At 63.1% G+C, this 17,297-nt stretch carries 18 protein-coding genes and 1 tRNA gene; 9 read left to right on the top strand and 10 right to left on the bottom strand.

All coding sequences use genetic code 11. The features are described from left to right. Nucleotides 1-72: 72 nt before the first annotated feature. Complete coding sequence (locus ABD742_RS03335) at nt 73-1,746, bottom strand: AMP-binding protein (RefSeq protein ID WP_234748981.1); 1,674 nt, start codon at nt 1,744-1,746, stop codon at nt 73-75. A 102-nt stretch (nt 1,747-1,848) separates the two neighbouring features. Between ABD742_RS03335 and ABD742_RS03330 the strand changes: the two genes are divergently transcribed. Continuing rightward, nucleotides 1,849-2,127 carry a putative quinol monooxygenase gene (locus ABD742_RS03330; RefSeq protein ID WP_234748980.1) on the top strand — a complete coding sequence of 93 codons (279 nt, stop codon included), beginning with the start codon at nt 1,849-1,851 and terminating at the stop codon, nt 2,125-2,127. Here the strand turns inward: ABD742_RS03330 and ABD742_RS03325 are convergent. Both ABD742_RS03325 and ABD742_RS03320 read right to left on the bottom strand, forming a co-directional pair. Then, a complete protein-coding gene (locus ABD742_RS03325; protein ID WP_059387274.1) occupies nt 2,124-2,495 on the bottom strand; it encodes a thioredoxin family protein in 372 nt (123 codons plus the stop codon). The two genes, ABD742_RS03330 and ABD742_RS03325, sit on opposite strands and share 4 nt — an antisense overlap. A 111-nt stretch (nt 2,496-2,606) precedes the next feature. Next, nucleotides 2,607-3,152 (bottom strand): acyl-CoA thioesterase, encoded by a 546-nt coding sequence (locus ABD742_RS03320; protein ID WP_234748979.1) that lies wholly within the window; start codon nt 3,150-3,152, stop codon nt 2,607-2,609. Nucleotides 3,153-3,291: 139 nt separating this feature from the next. Between ABD742_RS03320 and ABD742_RS03315 the strand changes: the two genes are divergently transcribed. Further along, nucleotides 3,292-3,516 carry a hypothetical protein gene (locus ABD742_RS03315; RefSeq protein WP_234748978.1) on the top strand — a complete coding sequence of 75 codons (225 nt, stop codon included), beginning with the start codon at nt 3,292-3,294 and terminating at the stop codon, nt 3,514-3,516. 165 nt (nt 3,517-3,681) lie between these two features. On the opposite strand, the gene ABD742_RS03310 is transcribed toward ABD742_RS03315, so the two are convergent. After that, a tRNA-Tyr gene (locus tag ABD742_RS03310) sits at nt 3,682-3,763 on the bottom strand. A gap of 134 nt (nt 3,764-3,897) precedes the next feature. Then, complete coding sequence (locus tag ABD742_RS03305) at nt 3,898-4,158, bottom strand: hypothetical protein (protein ID WP_234748977.1); 261 nt, start codon at nt 4,156-4,158, stop codon at nt 3,898-3,900. 186 nt (nt 4,159-4,344) lie between these two features. On the opposite strand from ABD742_RS03305, the gene ABD742_RS03300 reads away from it, so the two are divergent. The 4 genes from ABD742_RS03300 to efeB all read left to right on the top strand — a co-directional run bounded on the left by ABD742_RS03300 (nt 4,345) and on the right by efeB (nt 8,676). After that, nucleotides 4,345-4,836, top strand: a complete 492-nt coding sequence (locus tag ABD742_RS03300) for a YajQ family cyclic di-GMP-binding protein (protein ID WP_234748976.1) — start codon at nt 4,345-4,347, stop codon at nt 4,834-4,836. 317 nt (nt 4,837-5,153) lie between these two features. Beyond that, the gene (gene efeU / locus ABD742_RS03295) at nt 5,154-6,014 is read left to right on the top strand and encodes an iron uptake transporter permease EfeU (RefSeq protein ID WP_234748975.1); all 861 of its coding nucleotides are present in this window, start codon (nt 5,154-5,156) and stop codon (nt 6,012-6,014) included. Between the two features lie 35 nt (nt 6,015-6,049). Beyond that, nucleotides 6,050-7,261, top strand: a complete 1,212-nt coding sequence (gene efeO, locus ABD742_RS03290; protein ID WP_234748974.1) for an iron uptake system protein EfeO — start codon at nt 6,050-6,052, stop codon at nt 7,259-7,261. Next, complete coding sequence (gene efeB, locus ABD742_RS03285) at nt 7,258-8,676, top strand: iron uptake transporter deferrochelatase/peroxidase subunit (RefSeq protein ID WP_234748973.1); 1,419 nt, start codon at nt 7,258-7,260, stop codon at nt 8,674-8,676. The genes efeO and efeB overlap by 4 nt, the downstream gene beginning before the upstream one ends. Before the next feature lie 48 nt (nt 8,677-8,724). Here the strand turns inward: efeB and htpX are convergent, their stop codons facing one another. Together htpX and ABD742_RS03275 are read right to left on the bottom strand one after the other, a co-directional pair. Further along, complete coding sequence (htpX, locus tag ABD742_RS03280) at nt 8,725-9,594, bottom strand: zinc metalloprotease HtpX (RefSeq protein ID WP_234748972.1); 870 nt, start codon at nt 9,592-9,594, stop codon at nt 8,725-8,727. A gap of 158 nt (nt 9,595-9,752) precedes the next feature. Further along, entirely contained in the window at nt 9,753-11,024 is a 1,272-nt protein-coding gene (locus tag ABD742_RS03275; RefSeq protein WP_234748971.1) for an MFS transporter, read from the bottom strand. Nucleotides 11,025-11,172: 148 nt separating this feature from the next. Here ABD742_RS03275 and ABD742_RS03270 point away from each other — a divergent pair, with 148 nt between their 5' ends. From ABD742_RS03270 to ABD742_RS03260, 3 genes are all read left to right on the top strand, one after another. Then, nucleotides 11,173-11,652 (top strand): Fur family transcriptional regulator, encoded by a 480-nt coding sequence (locus ABD742_RS03270; protein WP_234748970.1) that lies wholly within the window; start codon nt 11,173-11,175, stop codon nt 11,650-11,652. 7 nt (nt 11,653-11,659) lie between these two features. Further along, the gene (locus ABD742_RS03265; protein ID WP_234748969.1) at nt 11,660-13,144 is read left to right on the top strand and encodes a catalase; all 1,485 of its coding nucleotides are present in this window, start codon (nt 11,660-11,662) and stop codon (nt 13,142-13,144) included. A 233-nt stretch (nt 13,145-13,377) separates the two neighbouring features. Further along, nucleotides 13,378-14,013 (top strand): DUF2461 domain-containing protein, encoded by a 636-nt coding sequence (locus ABD742_RS03260; RefSeq protein WP_234748968.1) that lies wholly within the window; start codon nt 13,378-13,380, stop codon nt 14,011-14,013. A 142-nt stretch (nt 14,014-14,155) separates the two neighbouring features. On the opposite strand, the gene ABD742_RS03255 is transcribed toward ABD742_RS03260, so the two are convergent. The 3 genes from ABD742_RS03255 to adhP form a co-directional block, all read right to left on the bottom strand. Further along, nucleotides 14,156-15,727, bottom strand: coding sequence for an amino acid permease (locus tag ABD742_RS03255; protein ID WP_234748967.1), 1,572 nt, complete (start codon nt 15,725-15,727; stop codon nt 14,156-14,158). Between the two features lie 112 nt (nt 15,728-15,839). Then, a complete protein-coding gene (locus ABD742_RS03250) occupies nt 15,840-16,256 on the bottom strand; it encodes a DUF779 domain-containing protein (protein ID WP_234748966.1) in 417 nt (138 codons plus the stop codon). After that, nucleotides 16,256-17,278 carry an alcohol dehydrogenase AdhP gene (gene adhP, locus ABD742_RS03245; protein WP_234748965.1) on the bottom strand — a complete coding sequence of 341 codons (1,023 nt, stop codon included), beginning with the start codon at nt 17,276-17,278 and terminating at the stop codon, nt 16,256-16,258. The genes ABD742_RS03250 and adhP overlap by 1 nt, the downstream gene beginning before the upstream one ends. Nucleotides 17,279-17,297: the final 19 nt, after the last annotated feature.

Genomic DNA, 17,297 nt, shown 5'->3' with positions numbered 1-17,297 from the left:
GGGATCCAGTTTGTCCGCAATTTGACCCCGGCAAGGAGTTATCCACAGGCAAACTTTCAGCCACTTCAGAAATCAGAGTCCGAGGCGGGCGATCGCTTCTTCCCGCATGTCGATCTTGCGCACTTTGCCGGACACCGTCATGGGGAAGCTCTCCCGGATGTCCACGTAACGCGGGATCTTGTAGTGGGCCAGTTTGCCGCGGCAGAACTCCTGCACTCCGTCCAAGTCCAGAGCTGCTCCCGGTTTGAGGATGATGCAGGCCATCAGCTCTTCGCCGTACCTGGCATCAGGAACCCCGATGACCTGGACATCCTGGATGGCAGGATGCCGGTACAGGAACTCCTCGATTTCGCGGGGATAGACGTTCTCTCCTCCGCGGATGACCATGTCCTTTATGCGGCCTTCGATCACGATGAAACCGTCCAGGTCCATCCGGGCAAGGTCGCCGGTGTGCATCCAGCCGTCGTCGTCGATTGCCTCGGCTGTCTTCTCCGGCTGGCCCCAATACCCGGCCATTACGGCGTAGCCCCGCGTGCACAGTTCGCCGATCTCCCCGCGTTCCAGGGTTTCGCCAGTGCCTGGATCCACGATCTTGGACTCGAGCCGGGGCATCGTGCGCCCTACTGTCGTGGTCCTCTGCTCCAGGGTGTCAGCCGCGAGGGTCATGGTGGACACGGGCGAAGTCTCGGTCATTCCGTAGCAAATGGCCACGTCCCGCATGTTCATCTCCGCGATGACGCGCTCCATGACCTCGATAGGGCACAGTGAGCCGGCCATGACGCCGGTCCGCAGCGTGGAGAGGTCGTAAGATGCGAAATCCGCCAAAGACAGCTCGGCGATGAACATCGTGGGCACGCCATACAGCGAGGTCCCGCCAAAATCCTGCACCGCTTCCAGGGCGGCGGCCGGGGTGAATCCGCGGCCGGGAATGATCGTGGCCGCGCCGAAGCTCAGGGCGTTCAGGTTCCCGATGACCATGCCGAAACAGTGGTAGAACGGCACCGGTAGAACCACGCGGTCGCGCTCCGTGTATCCCAGCAGCCTGCCGATCTGGTTGCCGTTGTTGAGGATGTTGTGATGGGTCAGCGTGGCGCCCTTGGGAAAACCTGTGGTCCCTGAGGTGTATTGCAGATTGATGGGATCGTGCGGGTCCAGATCGGCCATGCGAACCTTGAGCGCTGAGGGCACGACGTCGTCCGCCCGCTTGAGTAGCTCGGCGTACGTCAGCTCGGCGTCAGTTTGCGGTTCGCCTGCGTTGAGCATGTCCAGTCCCAGATCGGGAAGGAACACCAGCTCCCGAAGCTCAGGACAGCTGGCCAAGGCCTCCCGGGCCATGCCCACATAGTCGCTGTTCTTGTCCGATGGCGCGGCCACCAGCATGCGCATGCCGTTCTGCCGGACCACGAATTCGAGTTCGTGGCTGCGGTATGCAGGATTGACGTTGACCAGGATCGCACCGGCCTTCGCCGTGGCGTATTGCAGGATGGTCCATTCGGCGCAGTTCGGGCTCCAGATGCCTACCCTGTCACCCTTCGCGACGCCCAAGGCGAGCAGCGCACGTGCGAGCCGGTCGACGTCGTCGTTCAGTTTTTCGTAGCTCCAGCGCCTGGCCTCATCGCCGGGCACCACCGCGGCTTCGATGAGAGCGTCCCGCAGCGGAAACCGCGCTGCGACCCGTTCAAAGTTGTCGCCAATGGTCTCTTCAAGCAGCGGGACGTCAGTGTCCCCGGCTGTGTAGGAAAGCATGAACGCACGCTACCAACTCCGCGGGGCCAAGAGAAGACTTTTGCTTGGAAGTCCTACAAAATATTTCGGGGCCTTACCGGGCAAGCCGGTAATGTGAATCCCATGAGTGCACCCATTGACCTGCAGGCCACGTTCATTCCCAACGACGGCGAATTCTTCCGCGTCAAGCTCGCGCTGGAAATCGCGATCGACGAAGTGGTGAACGAACCCGGCTGCATCCGCTACGAACTCACGGAAGCCAACGACGACAAGCTGGTCCTGACCGAGCAGTGGGCCTCCGAGGAACACCTCGACATCCACTCCAAGGGCATCGCCGTCCAGGACCTCAACGAATCCCTCAGCGCGCTGCTGGCCGAGCCGGTGAAGCTCGAGCGCCTCTAGGAGTTTTCTGCGCGCTGCTTTGCGATGTGCGCGTGGACCTCATCCATGTCGAGCCCCTTGACGGCCTCGATGACCTGCTCCAGCTGGGGTCCATTAAGTGCGCCCGGCTGCGAGAACACGAGGACCTTTTCGCGGAACGCCATGAGCGTGGGGATGGAGGAGATACCGGCTTCGGCAGCGAGCTGCTGCTCGGCCTCCGTGTCCACCTTGGCGAAGAAGACATCGTCATGCTTCTCGGAAGCGGCCTGGTATGTGGGGGCAAACTGCCTGCAAGGGCCGCACCACGCAGCCCAGAAATCCACCAGGACGATGTCATTGCCCTCGATGGTCGACGCGAACTGCTCCCCGGTGATGTCAACTGTAGCCATGCTTCCACGGTACGCGACGGGGCGTTCGAAGTCGCCCTTGTTCGCTACCCGGCAAACCGGGAATAAAGCACGACGTCGGGTGGTCGGCTTGGCGCCGCCCGGCACCTTCGCCTAGTGCCAGAGATGCGGGGCGGCCTTCCGGGCGCCGGGGAGCGCATTGTTCTCGCGCCACTCGTGGATCCATTCCGGAAGCTCGAGGTCTGCGGGAGGCTCGCCGAACTCGGCCAGGATTTCCTCTTGGCTCACGGGCCGGCCCTTGGCTACAAGCCGGGTGGCAATGTGCGCGCGGGCGTAGATCTCGCCGTCCACGACCATGCGTTGCTCGAAGTAGATTGCCTTGGAGTCTAGCCCGATGATCTTGGACTCGATGGTGTATTGCTGCCAAAGCTGCAACGACTTCCGGAACGCGATGGTCTCCCCCGCAGCCACGGGACTCCAGCCCCGGCGGCGCATCTTTTGCCAAATCCCTGCGCGCACCATGAGATCGAAGCGTCCAAGATCCATCAGCGAGAAATACATGCCGTTGTTGACATGCATTGCAATGTCGATGTCCGTGGGCAGCACACGCATGGGCAACGAGGACGTACCCCAAACGCTGAGCCGGCTCCGCCTGGACGATGTGAACAAGAGCAAAAGGGTTCGGAGAAGCAAATGCATAACCGCCATGTTACTCCGCAGTAACATTTCGGGACAGCCTCGTTTTGTGTGTCGCTACATGGCATGTCGTTTACCGCTGGTTCACATGCCGCGGGAAGAATGTCTGAAAACAAATTGCAGAAGGCACCAAGGAGATCCCGTGAGCACCACCCAAACCATCAAGGCACACGCAGATGTGTGGCCGGAACTGCCGCTCCACCAGGAGTTGGTGTTGCAGGACACCCGCGGCAACAGGATCGTTGGCACCTTGGACGGCATGACTGAGGATCGCAGCACGCTCTGGATCCAGTTGTCCGGAGGCCTGGGCCGGCAACTCGTGCACCACCAGGACGGATACTGGCTGGAGCCGGGCAGCGCGAGCTAAAACTGGGCTTCCGCCGTCGACACCCCTAATCACTGACGACACCCGAATACGGGCGTCGAGGGTCCATTTGCGCCTCACAGGCGATTTTCCGCGTCGAACCGCCCGCCCAAACAACGGAGGCACAAAAAAATCCCCGGAACCACTGGTTCCGGGGATTTAATTTTGTGGCAGATGAGGGATTCGAACCCCCGTAGGCGTTGCCAGCTGATTTACAGTCAGCCCCCTTTGGCCGCTCGGGTAATCTGCCGAACTTCATAAGAAGTCACTCCCGATCATCGTTTCGTTTCCGATCCGGTAAGCGCGAGCAAGACAACCTTACAGAACTTCTGCCGAAGAATCGAATCGAGGCAGCGAGGCCAGAGGATCGGCGGAAATCTCAGGCTAACCAAGTATCCGGCCAGCCAGTTTGGCCTCGAAACTGGCCGCCTGTTCCGGCGTGATCTGGTTGAGCTGCACGGCCCGCAACAAGTCCGCGTGGACGCCATCCATCCGCGATGCCGCATCAGGAACCGGACTCAAGACCACGGAGGCTGCGAGCGCCGCGGCTGCAACCGCGGTTGCGGCCGTGGCGGCGGCGACTCCGATTGAACCGGCGGCGGCAGCGGCTGACTTGGTGACGTAGCGGACGGCTTGGTTGCTCATAGTGCTCCCTTTCAGGATGGGCTCTTCAAACTGATACAACTCTGTCGGGGCAGTCTCAGTTCCGGCCCTGTGTGTGCTGTGAGTGAACTGTGAACGCTCAGCACACGCCGGGCGCTTCCGTATTAGGCTGGTTGGCAGACAAAGCCGCCCGCTTCGGGGCCGCAACGCACCAATTAAAGGAGAGTCATGGCAGGCGAATCCACATTCGACGTCGTCAGCAAGGTAGACAAGCAGGAAGTCGCCAACGCGCTCCACCAGTCCCAGAAGGAAATCTCGCAGCGATACGACTTCAAGGGCGTCGGCGCCGAGATCGACTTCAGCGGCGAAAAGATCCTCATGAAGGCCAACTCCGAGGACCGCATTCTCGCTGTCCTGGACGTATTCCAGTCCAAGCTCATCAAGCGTGGCATCTCCCTGAAGTCCCTCGACCAGGGCGAGCCTTACCCCTCCGGCAAGGAATTCCGTCTGGAATGCTCCATCAAGGAGGGCATTGCCCAGGACATCGCGAAGAAGATCAACAAGATTATCCGCGACGAAGCCCCGAAGTCCGTCAAGTCCCAGATCCAGGGCGACGAACTCCGCGTCACCTCGAAGTCCCGCGATGACCTGCAGGAAACCATGAACATCCTGAAGAAGTTCGAAGAGGTCGATCTCCAGTTCGTGAACTTCCGCAGCTAAGACTTTGCTGCGGCCCAGGCCGCCATCCAGAAGTACGACGACGGCGCGTTGCCCCCTGAGCGGGCAACGCGCCGTCGTCGTTAATGGGACTGTCGTTAATCTGACCAGGCGCGTCACGCCGCGCAACTTTTTGGGGTCGAGGCCCGGCGGGGACCCCGGGATTCCGCGACTGCGCCGATCCGCGGAGGTCAAAAGACTGCGTCGCGTGACAACCACCCAAAATAATTACGACATGTTTTATTTGCCTAATCGCGCCTAACGGGTACTGTACTTCCTTAGGCGAGCCTAAGTGTGGCTCCCCTAACGAAAGATTCCACATGACCGCGAACTTCTTGATCGGCCTGCGCGAAGGCCTTGAAGCCACCCTCGTGGTGGTCCTGCTCATGGCCTACCTGGTCAAGACCGGACGCCGCTCCCTGCTCCCCCGGCTTTGGGCGGGCGTCGGCATCGCCGTGGCCGTATCCATCGCCTTCGGTGCCCTGCTCACCTTCGGTCCGCAGGGACTGACTTTCGCTGCGCAAGAGGCGATCGGGGGCGGATTGTCCATTGTCGCCGTCGCGCTCGTCACCTGGATGGTCTTCTGGATGGCGCGCACTGCCCGCAGCCTCGGCGGCGAGCTGAAGTCGCAAGTGGACAAATTGGCCGACGGCGCCGCGTGGGGCCTCGTGGTCGTGGCGGCACTCGCTGTGGGCCGTGAAGGACTCGAGACGGCACTGTTCCTTTGGGCTGCTGCCCAGGCCGCCGGCGAATCGTCACAGCCGCTGCTCGGCGCCCTGCTGGGCCTGGCCGTCGCCGCAGGACTCGGATACCTGCTGCACCGCGGGGTCCTCAAGGTCAATCTCTCGCGGTTCTTCACGTGGACGGGAGTCGGCCTCATCGTGATCGCGGGCGGCGTGCTGGCTTATGGCATCCATGACCTCCAGGAAGCCGGAATCCTGCCCGGGCTCCACAACCTCGCGTTCGATGTCTCCGCGGCCATCCCGCCGTCGTCCTGGTACGGCACCCTGCTGAAGGGCACCCTCAACCTTTCCCCCGCCACCACCTGGCTCGAAGCCGGAGCCTGGTTGCTGTACGTGATTCCGGTGCTCTACTTCTACATTCGGGCCAACCGTTCCGCTCCCGCGAAATCTTCCGGCAACGCAGTCGCAGGAAACGCGGCCACGTCCAAAGCCGCCTAAACGCTTCTCGCACTCCACAACAGAAGGAAAACCCCATGCCTGGCACTCCCCTGCCCAAAATGACGCTGCCCAAAATGACCTCCCGCCGCCGGAAGTCCCTCGCCCTCGTCGCCGCGGCCGCCGCTGTTCCGCTGGTGCTCACCGGATGCACGGACAACACAAAGACTCCCGGCTCCAGCGCCTCTGCCGGACCGATCCAGGTCACCAGCAACAAAACCGAGTGCAAGGTCTCCATCGGCAGCGTCCCCAGCGGCAACCTAAGCTTCGCAGTCAAGAACGAAGGCACGGAAATCACCGAGTTCTACCTCCTCGCCGAGGACGGCTTGCGGATCGTCGGCGAAGTGGAGAACATCGGTCCCGGCCTGACCCGCAACCTGGTAGTCACGGCTCCCGCGGGAAAGTACACCACCGCGTGCAAACCTGGTATGCAGGGCGACGGTATCCGTGCCGCCCTTGAGGTCACGGATTCCGGAAACAAAACCGGCGTCGATGCCGATTTCCAGAAGCTTGTGGACACCGGCGTCCAGCAGTACACCGCGTACGTCAGAGACCAGACCGAGCAACTCGTGACCGGCACCAAGGCCTTCGCTGATGCCTACGCCGCAGGCGACGCAACCAAGGCCCGCGAACTCTACGCCGCGACCCGCATGCACTGGGAGCGGATCGAGCCCGTAGCGGAATCCTTCGGCGACCTCGACCCCAAGCTCGATGCACGCGAAGCGGACCTTGAGCCCGGTCAGGAATGGACCGGCTGGCATCGCGCGGAGAAGGACCTGTTCCCGCCGGCAGGTTACACGGCGCTCACGGCAACCGAGCGAGCCAAAATCGCCACGCAGCTCGTCTCCGATACCGAGGAGCTCGGCAAGCGCACCCGCACGGTGGTGCTCCCCGCCGACAAGCTCGGCAACGGTGCCAAGGAACTCCTGGACGAAGTCGCGCGCGGCAAGGTCACCGGCGAGGAGGAAATCTGGTCCCACACCGACCTTTGGGACTTCCAGGCAAACGTTGACGGCGCCCGGATCGCGTTCGAAAACCTCAAGCCCGCGCTCGCGCAGAAGGACCCGGCCCTGGCCACGAGCCTCGACGAGAAGTTCGCTGCCCTGCAGGCCGAGCTCAAGAAGTACGCCAAGGGTGACGGCTTCGCGTACTACAACGAACTCGGCCCGGCTGAGGTCCAACAGCTCGCCGCGCTGGTCGACGCCCTGGGAGAGCCGTTGTCCAAGCTCACCTCAGCCGTGGTCCTGTGAGCGGCTGCCCTTTCAACCACCACCCTGCTGAGGCGCCCGACGGCGGAACCGCCAAGGCCGGCGCGCCCGCCGTCGGGCCGGCAACCGCCCCTGGCACCCCGGCGCCCGTCGCGCCCGACGCCGGGTCCGCCAACGGCGGAAAGCGCGGCCTGTCCCGTCGCGGACTGTTCTCCCTTGCCGGCGTGGGCGGCGCCGGTGCCGTGGCGGGCCTTGCCGCCGGATACCTCAGCCATGATGCCGTTGCCGCAGTGGCCGCCCGCGCCGGTACCGGAAGCAGCGTGGTTCCTTTCTACGGCGAACGCCAAGCCGGCATCATCACTCCCGCCCAGGACCGCCTCCACATGGCTGCCTTCGACGTGACCGTTGAGGACCGCGCCGCACTCATCCAGCTCCTGAAGGACTGGACTGCCGCGGCCGAAGCCATGACAGCCGGGCGCACAACGGGCGCGACTGGCGCCGTCGACGGCCCCTACGACGCGCCGCCGGACGACACCGGAGAAGCTCTCGATCTGGCGGCAGGCAAGCTGACGTTGACGTTCGGCTTTGGCCCGGGCCTCTTCGAAAAGGACGGCAAGCCCCGCTTCAGCCTGGAGGGCCGCAGACCCGACGCCCTGATCGACCTGCCGCATTTCCCGGGCGATGCCCTTGAGGCTGCGCGTACCGGCGGGGACATCGTGGTCCAGGCGTGCGCCGACGATCCCCAGGTCGCCGTGCATGCGATCCGGAACCTCTCACGCATCGGTTTTGGCAAGGTGCGCGTCCGCTGGTCCCAGCTGGGCTTCGGCCGCACCTCGTCCACCTCCCGCGCCCAGACCACCGCGCGCAACCTTTTCGGCTTCAAGGACGGCACGGCCAACCTGAAGGCGGAAGACCCTGCACTCCTAAACGAGCACGTCTGGGCCACCGCCGGAACCCGCCCGGGTGAAGCGTGGATGGCGGGAGGCAGCTACCTTGTCTCCCGGCGGATTCGGATGCATATCGAGATCTGGGACCGGACCTCCCTCCGCGAACAGCAAGGGCTGATCGGCCGCACGAAGGGTGCGGGAGCGCCATTGTCCGGAGGGGAAGAAAACACGGCGCCGGACTTCGGGATCAAGGGCCGCACCGGCGAGCCGCTGATTCCCATCGATTCCCACGTCCGCCTCGCCCACGCGGACCAGAACAACGGCGTGAAGATGCTCCGCCGCGGATACAACTACACCGACGGCTCGGACGGGCTCGGCCACCTCGACGCGGGCCTGTTCTTCATCGCCTTCGTCAAGGATCCGCGGACGCATTATGTGCCCATGCAGATGGCCATGGCAAAGAGAGACAAGCTGGCCCTGGAGTACCTCAAGCACACGGGCTCGGGCCTGTTCGCGGTACCCCCGGGCATTAAGGCGGGCGGCTTCATTGGTGAGGGCTTGTTCGCATGAAGCCGCCCGTCGTCGGACGCGGCACCGATACGGTTACGGGACCGCTGGCTAGGAAAGCGGCCGGCCGGCCATCCGCTCAAGCCGCTCGATGCGCTCACGCATGGGCGGGTGGGTGGCGAACAGCTTGGTCATGGCACCGCCGCGGAACGGGTTGGCAATCATGAGGTGCGAAGTATTAACGAGGCGCTGATCCTGTGGCAGCGGCACCTGCTTCACGCCCGCTTCGATCCTGCGGAGGGCTGAGGCGAGCGCCAGCGGATCGCCGGTGAGCTCCGCGCCGTCGTGGTCGGCGTCGTACTCCCTGGTGCGGGAAATGGCGAGCTGGATCAGCGAGGCGGCAAACGGCGTCAGGAGCGCCATGGCGATCATGGCAATCGGATTGGCGTTCCGCCGGTCCCCGCCGCCGAAGAACAGCAGCATCTGGCCCACCGAGGTAATGACGCCGGCGACGGCGGCCGCGATGGACGAGGTGAGGATGTCGCGGTTGTAGACATGCATGAGCTCATGCCCGAGGACGCCGCGGAGCTCGCGCGCGTCGAGCAAGTTCAGGATGCCCGCGGTGCAGCACACGGCGGCGTTCTTCGGATTGCGTCCCGTGGCGAAGGCATTGGGGGTCATGGTCGGAGAAACGTAGATCCGCGGCATGGGTTGGTTCGCCCGCACGGAGAGTTCCCGGACGATCTGGTACAGCTGCGGAGCCTGCGCTTCCGAAACCGGGTACGCGGCCATCGAGCGGATGGCGATCTTGTCGCTGTTCCAATATCCATAAGCCGTTGTCGCGATGCCGATCAGTGCCATGATCCAGATGGGCGACGCACTGCGCGTGCCCACACCGATCACGGCTCCGAGTCCCAGCAGCACCGCCCAGAGCACACCGAATAGCGCTGCGGTCTTCAGGCCATTGTGATGATTATGCACTTCACTACTTTCTTGCAGTCGTCTCGCTGTTCGTTCTGATCCGATTAACGCCGACGGCGGCCCGGACGTTCCGCCCAACTGGCTCGCAGTTGTTGTCGTTATGAGCCGCCTTAACGACAACAACTGTCAGCTACTTGGGCGTGGGGCTGAGCGGCGGGCTAGGGCACCGGGTGGAGCGAATCGTACTGGAGGAATCCGCGCTGCCCGCGCGCCACGAGCCACGCCAGTACTGCGCACAGCACGCCGCCGAGGAGCAGGACCCAACCTTCGCTGAGGACCTTGGTGACGCCACCGGCGAGCATGTCCCCCACTCGCGGACCACCGGAAACCACCACGATGAACACGCCTTGCAACCGTCCCCGCATGTGGTCCGGGGTGGCCGATTGCAGGATGGTGGTGCGGAAGACGGCGCTGACCGAGTCAGAGATCCCGGCAAGGGCGCAACACAGGGCCGCCGGGATGATCCACAGCGTCACCCCGTCGCGCCCGGCATCCCCGGCAAGGACCACCACCAGGCCGAAAGCTGCGATCGAGAAGCCCCATCCGGCCACGGACCACACCACCGCACTGCCCTGGCGCCGCACCCTTCCCAAGGGCCCGGCGAATAGTCCCGCCAGGAAGGCGCCGACAGCCACGGAGGCGAGCAGGACACCCACGGTAGTGTCGCCGCCCCCGATCATCGTGGCTCCGATCGCGGGCATGAGGGCGCGCGGCTGGGCGCAGATCATCGCTACGAGGTCGATGATGAAGGTCATCCGGAGGTTGGGCCGGGTGCCCAGGAAACGGAAGCCCTCGACGACGGAGCGCAGGCCGGGTGCCGACGCGTTCGCTGCCGCGGGAAGGGCCGGGAGCTTGAAAAGGCTCCACAGCGCGAAGGCGAAGCTCAGGGCATCGATCGTGTAGGTCCAGCCAAAACCGCTCGAAGCAACCAGCACACCGGCCAGCAGGGGGCCAGCCGTCATGGAAATGCCCATGTTGAGCATGCTCAACGCATTGGCGGCGGGTAGCAGTTCCTTCCGGACCAGCAAGGGAATGATGGCGCTGCGCGCTGGCGCGTTGATACCTTGCGCGCCGCTCTGGATCGCGACGAGGAGGAACAGGATCCAGACATTGTTCAGCTGGAACCACGCTTGGAGTGCCAAGGCCACGCTGCAGGCCCACAAAACCAGGGATGCAACAATGGCGACGTTCCGCCGGTCATAGGCATCCGAAAGGGCGCCGCCAAACAAACCCGCAATCACCAGTGGAACCAGGGCAAAGATGCTGAGCAGGCCCACGTAGAGGCTCTGTTGGGTGATGCTGTAGACCTCGAGGCTTACGGCAACCAGGGTCAACTGGGACCCGACCATCGACACGGAAGACCCCAGCCACAGGCGGCGGAATGCGGGGCTTTCGCGAAGCGGGGACATGTCAGCCAGGAGTTTTGCCACCGTCCAACCCTACCCACCAACGCGTCCGCCCTCCCGGAGCGCGGCGTGCCGCCGTCGCGCGCCCGAGTCCGGTCCGCCGTCGGTGGATTCATCCGAAGTTAGCCTCACCTTATTGTGAAGGACTCATAATAAGTGCTTCAATGGGCGTATGGCAGATCACACGGCAGACCAGGAAGCGTGGGCTTCCGCCCTGCATTCCCACGGACGCCGCGTGACCAAGCAGCGTCTTGCTGTCCTTGCTGCCGTTCAGCACAATCCACATTCCCCGGCCGAAGGCATCCTGGCTGCCGCGCGCAAGGATCTTCCCGAACTGACAGCGCAGTCTGTTTATGTGGTGCTGAGCGACCTCACGGACCTTCAGATGCTGCGACGCTTCGAACCGCCCCACTCTCCCGCGCTGTACGAGACGCGGGTGGGCGACAACCACCACCACGCCGTCTGCATCAGTTGCGGCCGGGTGGAGGATGTCGACTGCGCCGTAGGCCATGCCCCCTGTCTCACCCCGCACTGGGATGAGCACTCCAAACCCATGACCATCCAGATCGCAGACGTCCTGTACCAAGGCATCTGCCAGGACTGCCAGGCCAAACAACAGCTTCCTACTCAAACGCAAGCAACCACGAAATAGGAGAACGATGACCGCGAACATCTCGACCACCCAGTCGGGCGCCCCCGTCACCTCGGACGCGCATTCCCAGTCCGTTGGTGCCGATGGTGCCATCATTTTGACCGACCACTACCTGGTGGAAAAGCTCGCCCAGTTCAACCGCGAGCGCGTCCCGGAGCGCGTCGTCCACGCCAAGGGTGGCGGCGCTTTCGGTACCTTCAAGACGTCCTCGGACGTTTCCAAGTACACCAAGGCAGCTTTCCTGCAGCCCGGTGTCGAGACGGACATGCTCATCCGTTTCTCCTCCGTCGCAGGCGAGAGCGGCTCCCCAGACACGTGGCGCGACCCCCGCGGCTTCGCCGTCAAGTTCTACACTTCCGAGGGCAACTACGACCTCGTGGGCAACAACACCCCGGTGTTCTTCATCCGCGACGGCATCAAGTTCCCGGACTTCATCCACTCCCAGAAGCGCCTCCCGGGCACCCACCTGCGCGACGCCGACATGCAGTGGGATTTCTGGACCCTCTCCCCCGAGTCCGCACACCAGGTCACCTGGCTCATGGGCGACCGTGGCCTGCCGGCTTCCTGGCGTGAAATGCAGGGCTACGGCTCGCACACCTACCAGTGGATCAACGCCGAGGGCGAGCGCTTCTGGGTCAAGTACCACTTCAAGTCCAACCAGGGCGTCAAGACCATCACCGGCGATCAGGCTGAAGAGCTGGCCGGCTCGGATGCGGACTTCTACATCCGCGACCTCCAGGAAAACATTGCCGCCGGCAACTTCCCGTCTTGGGAACTGCACGTCCAGGTCATGCCTTACGAGGACGCCAAGACGTACCGCTTCAACCCGTTCGACCTCACCAAGGTGTGGCCGCACTCGGACTACCCGCTGATCCACGTGGGCACCATGGAGCTCAACAAGAACCCGGAGAACTACTTCGCGCAGATCGAGCAGGCCACCTTCGCGCCGTCGAACTTCGTTCCGGGTATCGCTGCCTCCCCGGACAAGATGCTGCAGGCCCGCATCTTCTCCTACGCTGACGCACACCGCTACCGCGTGGGCACCAACCACGCCCAGATCCCGGTGAACCAGCCGAAGAACCAGGTCAACAACTACAGCCAGGACGGCGCGGGACGCTACCTGTTCAACGCTCCTTCGGTTCCGGTCTACGCACCGAACTCCGTGGGTGGCCCGGCTGCTGTTGAGCCGCAGAACCCGGCCGGTGGCTGGGAGAACGACGGCGAGCTGACGCTCTCCGCACACTCCCTGCACGCCGAGGACGGCGACTTCGTCCAGGCCGGCGCGCTGTACCGCGAGGTTTACGACGACGGCGCCAAGGCCCGTCTGCTGGAGACCATCACGGGCGCTGTGGGCGGCGTCAAGAGCCCCGGCATCAAGGAACGCGCCATCCAGTACTGGACCAACGTCGATGCTGAACTCGGCGCCAAGCTGCGCGCCAACCTCGGTGCAGGCGAGGGCGAGTCGGCTGCAGAGGCAGCCAACAAGCTGTAACAGCATCCACAAACGAAGCAACCCCGCTGCGGATTCTCCGCGGCGGGGTTGCTTTTTTTAATGCGCATCGAAACCGGGGCTTGTTTGCGATTCCTGAGCTTGTAGCTCCTGGAATGGGAAACAAGGTACCGATCCAGGGGTGTGCCTCTCAGCGACGAGGTTCCGCGGCGGGTTTTCCACATAGCCGACAATGTCTCTGGCTAGCTCGGCATTGTGATCCATAGGATCCTTACATGAGCACATTTACCGGGATCCCCGCAGAGGCCATCGCCTTCTATGCCGAACTTGAAGAGAACAACAACCGCGAATGGTGGTTGGCGCATAAAGACATCTACGACTCCGCCGTGAAGGAGCCATTGACGCTGTTGCTGGAAGAGCTTGAACCACGATTCGGGCCGGGCAAGGTTTTCCGTCCGAACCGGGATGTCCGCTTCTCCCAGGACAAGTCCCCCTACAAGACGGCACAGGGAGCGTTTGCAGCGGACAAGGAGGGCGTGGGCTTCTACCTCCAGCTCAGCGCAGATGGCCTCTTGGTCGGCGGTGGATGCCACTCGCGCACCCCGGAGCAGATTGCCCGGTTCCGCGCCGCTACGGATTCGCCGGCCAGCGGAGAGGAACTCCAGAAAATCGTCGATTCCATCGCCGCGGGAGGTTTCACGGTGGAGGGCGAGAAACTCAAGACTGTGCCGCGTGGTTTCGACAAAGACCATCCACGGGCCGAGCTCCTGAAGCACAAGTCGCTCTCTGCTGGGATGACCCTGGGCGAACCGGAATGGATGTCCCGTCCCTCAGCCAAGGAAGAAATCGCCAAACGCTGGGAGGTACTGCGCCCGCTCGTGGAGTGGGTCAACGAGCACGCGGCGCCGTAATCGTTGGGGCCAAAAGCGACGGAGCAGCCCATGCCCTGGAGCCGTAGCTCCTGGATCCAACGGAAAGACCCCTCGGGCCCTGGACCGTGCGTCCAAAGCTCGAGGGGACCGTCAACGGGGTCGGGTGGGTCGATCCGGTCGCTTAGACTCTGCTGAGGCTGTCTTCGTCGTCGCTGGATTCGCTTGAATCACTGTTCCTGCTGGAAACAGTTGCCGTCCCGGAGACGGCGGCCTTCGCCGAAGCGAACTTCTCGTTCAGTCGGGAGTGGCGCTGCCCGTAGGCAAAGTAGATGGCAAGTCCGATTACCAGCCAGATGGCGAAGAAGATCCAGGTCTCCACGGCCAGGTTTGTCATCAGGTAGACGCACAGCACAGCCGAAACCACCGGAAGCACCTTGCCGAACGGAACGCGGAAAGCGGGCTTCAGATCCGGACGCTTCTTACGCAAGACCAGGATGCCCAGGCTCACCATGACGAAGGCCGAGAGGGTACCGATGTTGATCATTTCTTCGAGAAGATCAACGTTGGTCAGACCGGCAACGATTGCCACGGCAGCGCCACAGATGATCTGGAGGCGGACCGGCGTCGAACGCTTCTCGCTCGTCTTGGACAGTGCCCGCGGAAGCAGACCGTCGCGGCTCATGGCCAGGACCACGCGGGCCAGGCCCATGAGCAGCACCATGATGACTGTGGTCAAACCGATCAGGGAGCCAAAGGCAATGACCTTGGCCGCGTCGGTGTTTCCAACCGCTTCGAAGGCCGTGGTCAGGGTGGGGTTCTTGGCTTGGGCCAGTTGTGTGTAGGACACCATGCCGGTCAGGGCGAGGGAGACCAGGATGTACAGCAGCGTGACGAGCGCCAGTCCGCCGAAGATTCCCCGGGGCAAGGTCTTCTGGGGGTTCTTGACCTCTTCCGCGGAGGTGGCAACTACGTCGAAGCCAATGAAGGCAAAGAACACCAAGGCTGCGCCGGCAAAGATGCCCAGCGTTCCGTACTGCGCAGGGACCGCACCAGTGAGGAAGCCGAAGAGGGACTGTTTCATGACATCCGCACCGTCGGTGCCTCCGGTAGGCTGCGATGCCGGGACAAAGGGCGCGTAGTTGGAGAATTTCACGTAGGTGAAGCCGACAACAATCACGAACAGCACCACGGCGATCTTGATCAGCGTGAAGACGTTGCCTACGCGGGCGGACAGCTTGGTGCCGAGCACCAGGAGCACCGTGAAGATCGCGACAATCAGGAAAGCACCCCAATAGAGATCCACTCCGGCGATGTTCAAGGCCGGGGGCATATCCACACCCATGAGCGCAAACACTTTGCTCAAGTAGATGCCCCAGTACTTCGCGATGACGGCAGCAGCGGTAAACAGTTCAAGGATGAGGTTCCAACCAATGATCCAGGCGAGTACTTCACCCATGGTGGCGTAAGTGAAGACGTAGGCGGACCCAGCGACCGGGATCGCGGTAGCGAATTCTGCGTAGCACATGATGGCCAAGGCGCAGGTGACGGCCGCGACGGCGAAGGAGATCGTCACGGCGGGGCCGGCAAAGTTCGCAGCGGCCTTGGCGCCGACCGAGAAGATCCCAGCGCCGACTGCAACGGCAACGCCCATGATCATCAGATCCCAGGTGCTGAGGGAACGCTTGAGCTTGCGTCCGGGTTCATCGGCGTCCGCGATGGACTGCTCGATCGATTTGGTCCGGAGGAGGTTCATAGAAGAGTCCACAATCTTGATGAGGTGGTAGAAACAGACTCATCAAGAGTAGTGTCCAGCCAATGGACCCCCACATTTGTCCCAAATCGTGAGACACAAGGGCGGCTTGCCTTCAGAGCTTGGGGACGTTCCAATCCATCAAGGTGGAACGGATAAGGAAGCGTTTCCCCTCAGGCGATTCCACGGAGAAGCCGCTCCCACGGCCGTCCACTACATCCACCGTCAGATGGGTGTGGGACCAGTAATTGAACTGCTCCCGGGACATCCAGAACTCCAAAGGCTGCGGCCGTTCGGGCTCGCCGATGTCGAAAAGCCCAAGCAAAACGTCCGAATCACCGGTAATGAATTCGCCAGCGGGGTAACACATGGGTGAGGAGCCGTCGCAACAACCACCTGACTGATGGAACATGAGCGGACCGTGTTGCTCCCACAACTTCCGGAGCAGTTCGATGGAAACGGCGGTGAGCGCCACCCGGGAAAAGTCTTCCCCGGGCAGCGTCACAGCGGCGTCAAGCCTGTCGTGGTGCATTAGAACTTCAGCACCACGCGGCCGTCGATCTTGGCGTGCTTCATTTCGTCAAGGACCGCGTTGACCTCGGAGAGCTCCCGCGTGGACACGGTCGGGTGGATCTTGCCCTGCGCGTAGAAATCCAGCGCTTCCTCCAGGTCCTGCCGCGTTCCCACGATCGAGCCGCGGACCGTCAGGCCCTTGAGCACAATCTCGAAAATCGGCGCAGGAAAGTCACCCGGCGGAAGTCCGTTGAACACGATCGTCCCGCCGCGCCTGGCCATGCCGATCGCCTGCCCGAACGCCGAAGGGTGCACCGCCGTGACCAAGACACCGTGGCAGCCTCCGGTTTCCCGCTGGATGACTTCCGCGGGATCCTCGTGCAACGCGTTGACCGTGAGCTCGGCACCGTGTTTCTTGGCGAGGGCGAGCTTGTCGTCGGCGATGTCCACCGCGGCAACCCGCAATCCCATGGCCACCGCGTACTGGACCGCGATGTGACCCAGGCCGCCGATCCCGGAAATGGTGACCCACTGGCCCGGCCTGGCCTCGGTCATCTTCAACCCCTTGTACACGGTGACCCCGGCGCACAGCACCGGGGCGACCTCCACCGGGTCCGACCCTGCCGGAATCCTCGCGGCGAACCGGCTGTCCACCAGCATGTACTCCCCGAAGGAGCCGTCCACGCTGTAACCGGCGTTCCTCTGGGCCTCGCACAGCGTTTCCCAACCCGTCCGGCAGAACTGGCAATCGCCACAGGCGGACCAGAGCCAGGCGTTGCCCACCAGGTCCCCGACGGCCAGGTCCGTGACGCCCTCACCGAGGGCCACCACCTCGCCCACGCCTTCATGGCCGGGCACGAACGGCGGCGAGGGCTTGACCGGCCAGTCCCCCTCCGCGGCGTGCAGGTCCGTGTGGCACACCCCGGTGGTCATGACCCTGACCAGCGCTTCCCCCCGGCCGGGAACAGGAATGGGAAGGGACTGGATCTGAAGGTCTTTACCGAATTCAGTTACTACGGCTGCTTGCATTGTCGTCGTCATTGGCGAAATCCTTGCGTCG

The organism is Arthrobacter ramosus, assembly GCF_039535095.1.
GTDB lineage: Bacteria > Actinomycetota > Actinomycetes > Actinomycetales > Micrococcaceae > Arthrobacter > Arthrobacter ramosus.
The sequence above is the reverse complement of the archived record's forward strand: the minus strand, read 5'-3'. Positions and strand labels throughout refer to the sequence as shown.

Bases quoted from the DNA above. Each gene is read 5' to 3' on its own strand.
- ABD742_RS03255 (WP_234748967.1), bottom strand. From the start codon at position 15,727: ATGAACCTCCTCCGGACCAAATCGATCGAGCAGTCCATCGCGGACGCC.
- ABD742_RS03330 (WP_234748980.1), top strand. From the start codon at position 1,849: ATGAGTGCACCCATTGACCTGCAGGCCACGTTCATTCCCAACGACGGC.
- ABD742_RS03300 (WP_234748976.1), top strand. From the start codon at position 4,345: ATGGCAGGCGAATCCACATTCGACGTCGTCAGCAAGGTAGACAAGCAG.
- ABD742_RS03265 (WP_234748969.1), top strand. From the start codon at position 11,660: ATGACCGCGAACATCTCGACCACCCAGTCGGGCGCCCCCGTCACCTCG.
- ABD742_RS03335 (WP_234748981.1), bottom strand. From the start codon at position 1,746: ATGCTTTCCTACACAGCCGGGGACACTGACGTCCCGCTGCTTGAAGAG.
- ABD742_RS03260 (WP_234748968.1), top strand. From the start codon at position 13,378: ATGAGCACATTTACCGGGATCCCCGCAGAGGCCATCGCCTTCTATGCC.
- ABD742_RS03250 (WP_234748966.1), bottom strand. From the start codon at position 16,256: ATGCACCACGACAGGCTTGACGCCGCTGTGACGCTGCCCGGGGAAGAC.
- efeU (WP_234748975.1), top strand. From the start codon at position 5,154: ATGACCGCGAACTTCTTGATCGGCCTGCGCGAAGGCCTTGAAGCCACC.
- ABD742_RS03270 (WP_234748970.1), top strand. From the start codon at position 11,173: ATGGCAGATCACACGGCAGACCAGGAAGCGTGGGCTTCCGCCCTGCAT.
- adhP (WP_234748965.1), bottom strand. From the start codon at position 17,278: ATGACGACGACAATGCAAGCAGCCGTAGTAACTGAATTCGGTAAAGAC.
- ABD742_RS03320 (WP_234748979.1), bottom strand. From the start codon at position 3,152: ATGCATTTGCTTCTCCGAACCCTTTTGCTCTTGTTCACATCGTCCAGG.
- ABD742_RS03305 (WP_234748977.1), bottom strand. From the start codon at position 4,158: ATGAGCAACCAAGCCGTCCGCTACGTCACCAAGTCAGCCGCTGCCGCC.
- ABD742_RS03325 (WP_059387274.1), bottom strand. From the start codon at position 2,495: ATGGCTACAGTTGACATCACCGGGGAGCAGTTCGCGTCGACCATCGAG.
- efeO (WP_234748974.1), top strand. From the start codon at position 6,050: ATGCCTGGCACTCCCCTGCCCAAAATGACGCTGCCCAAAATGACCTCC.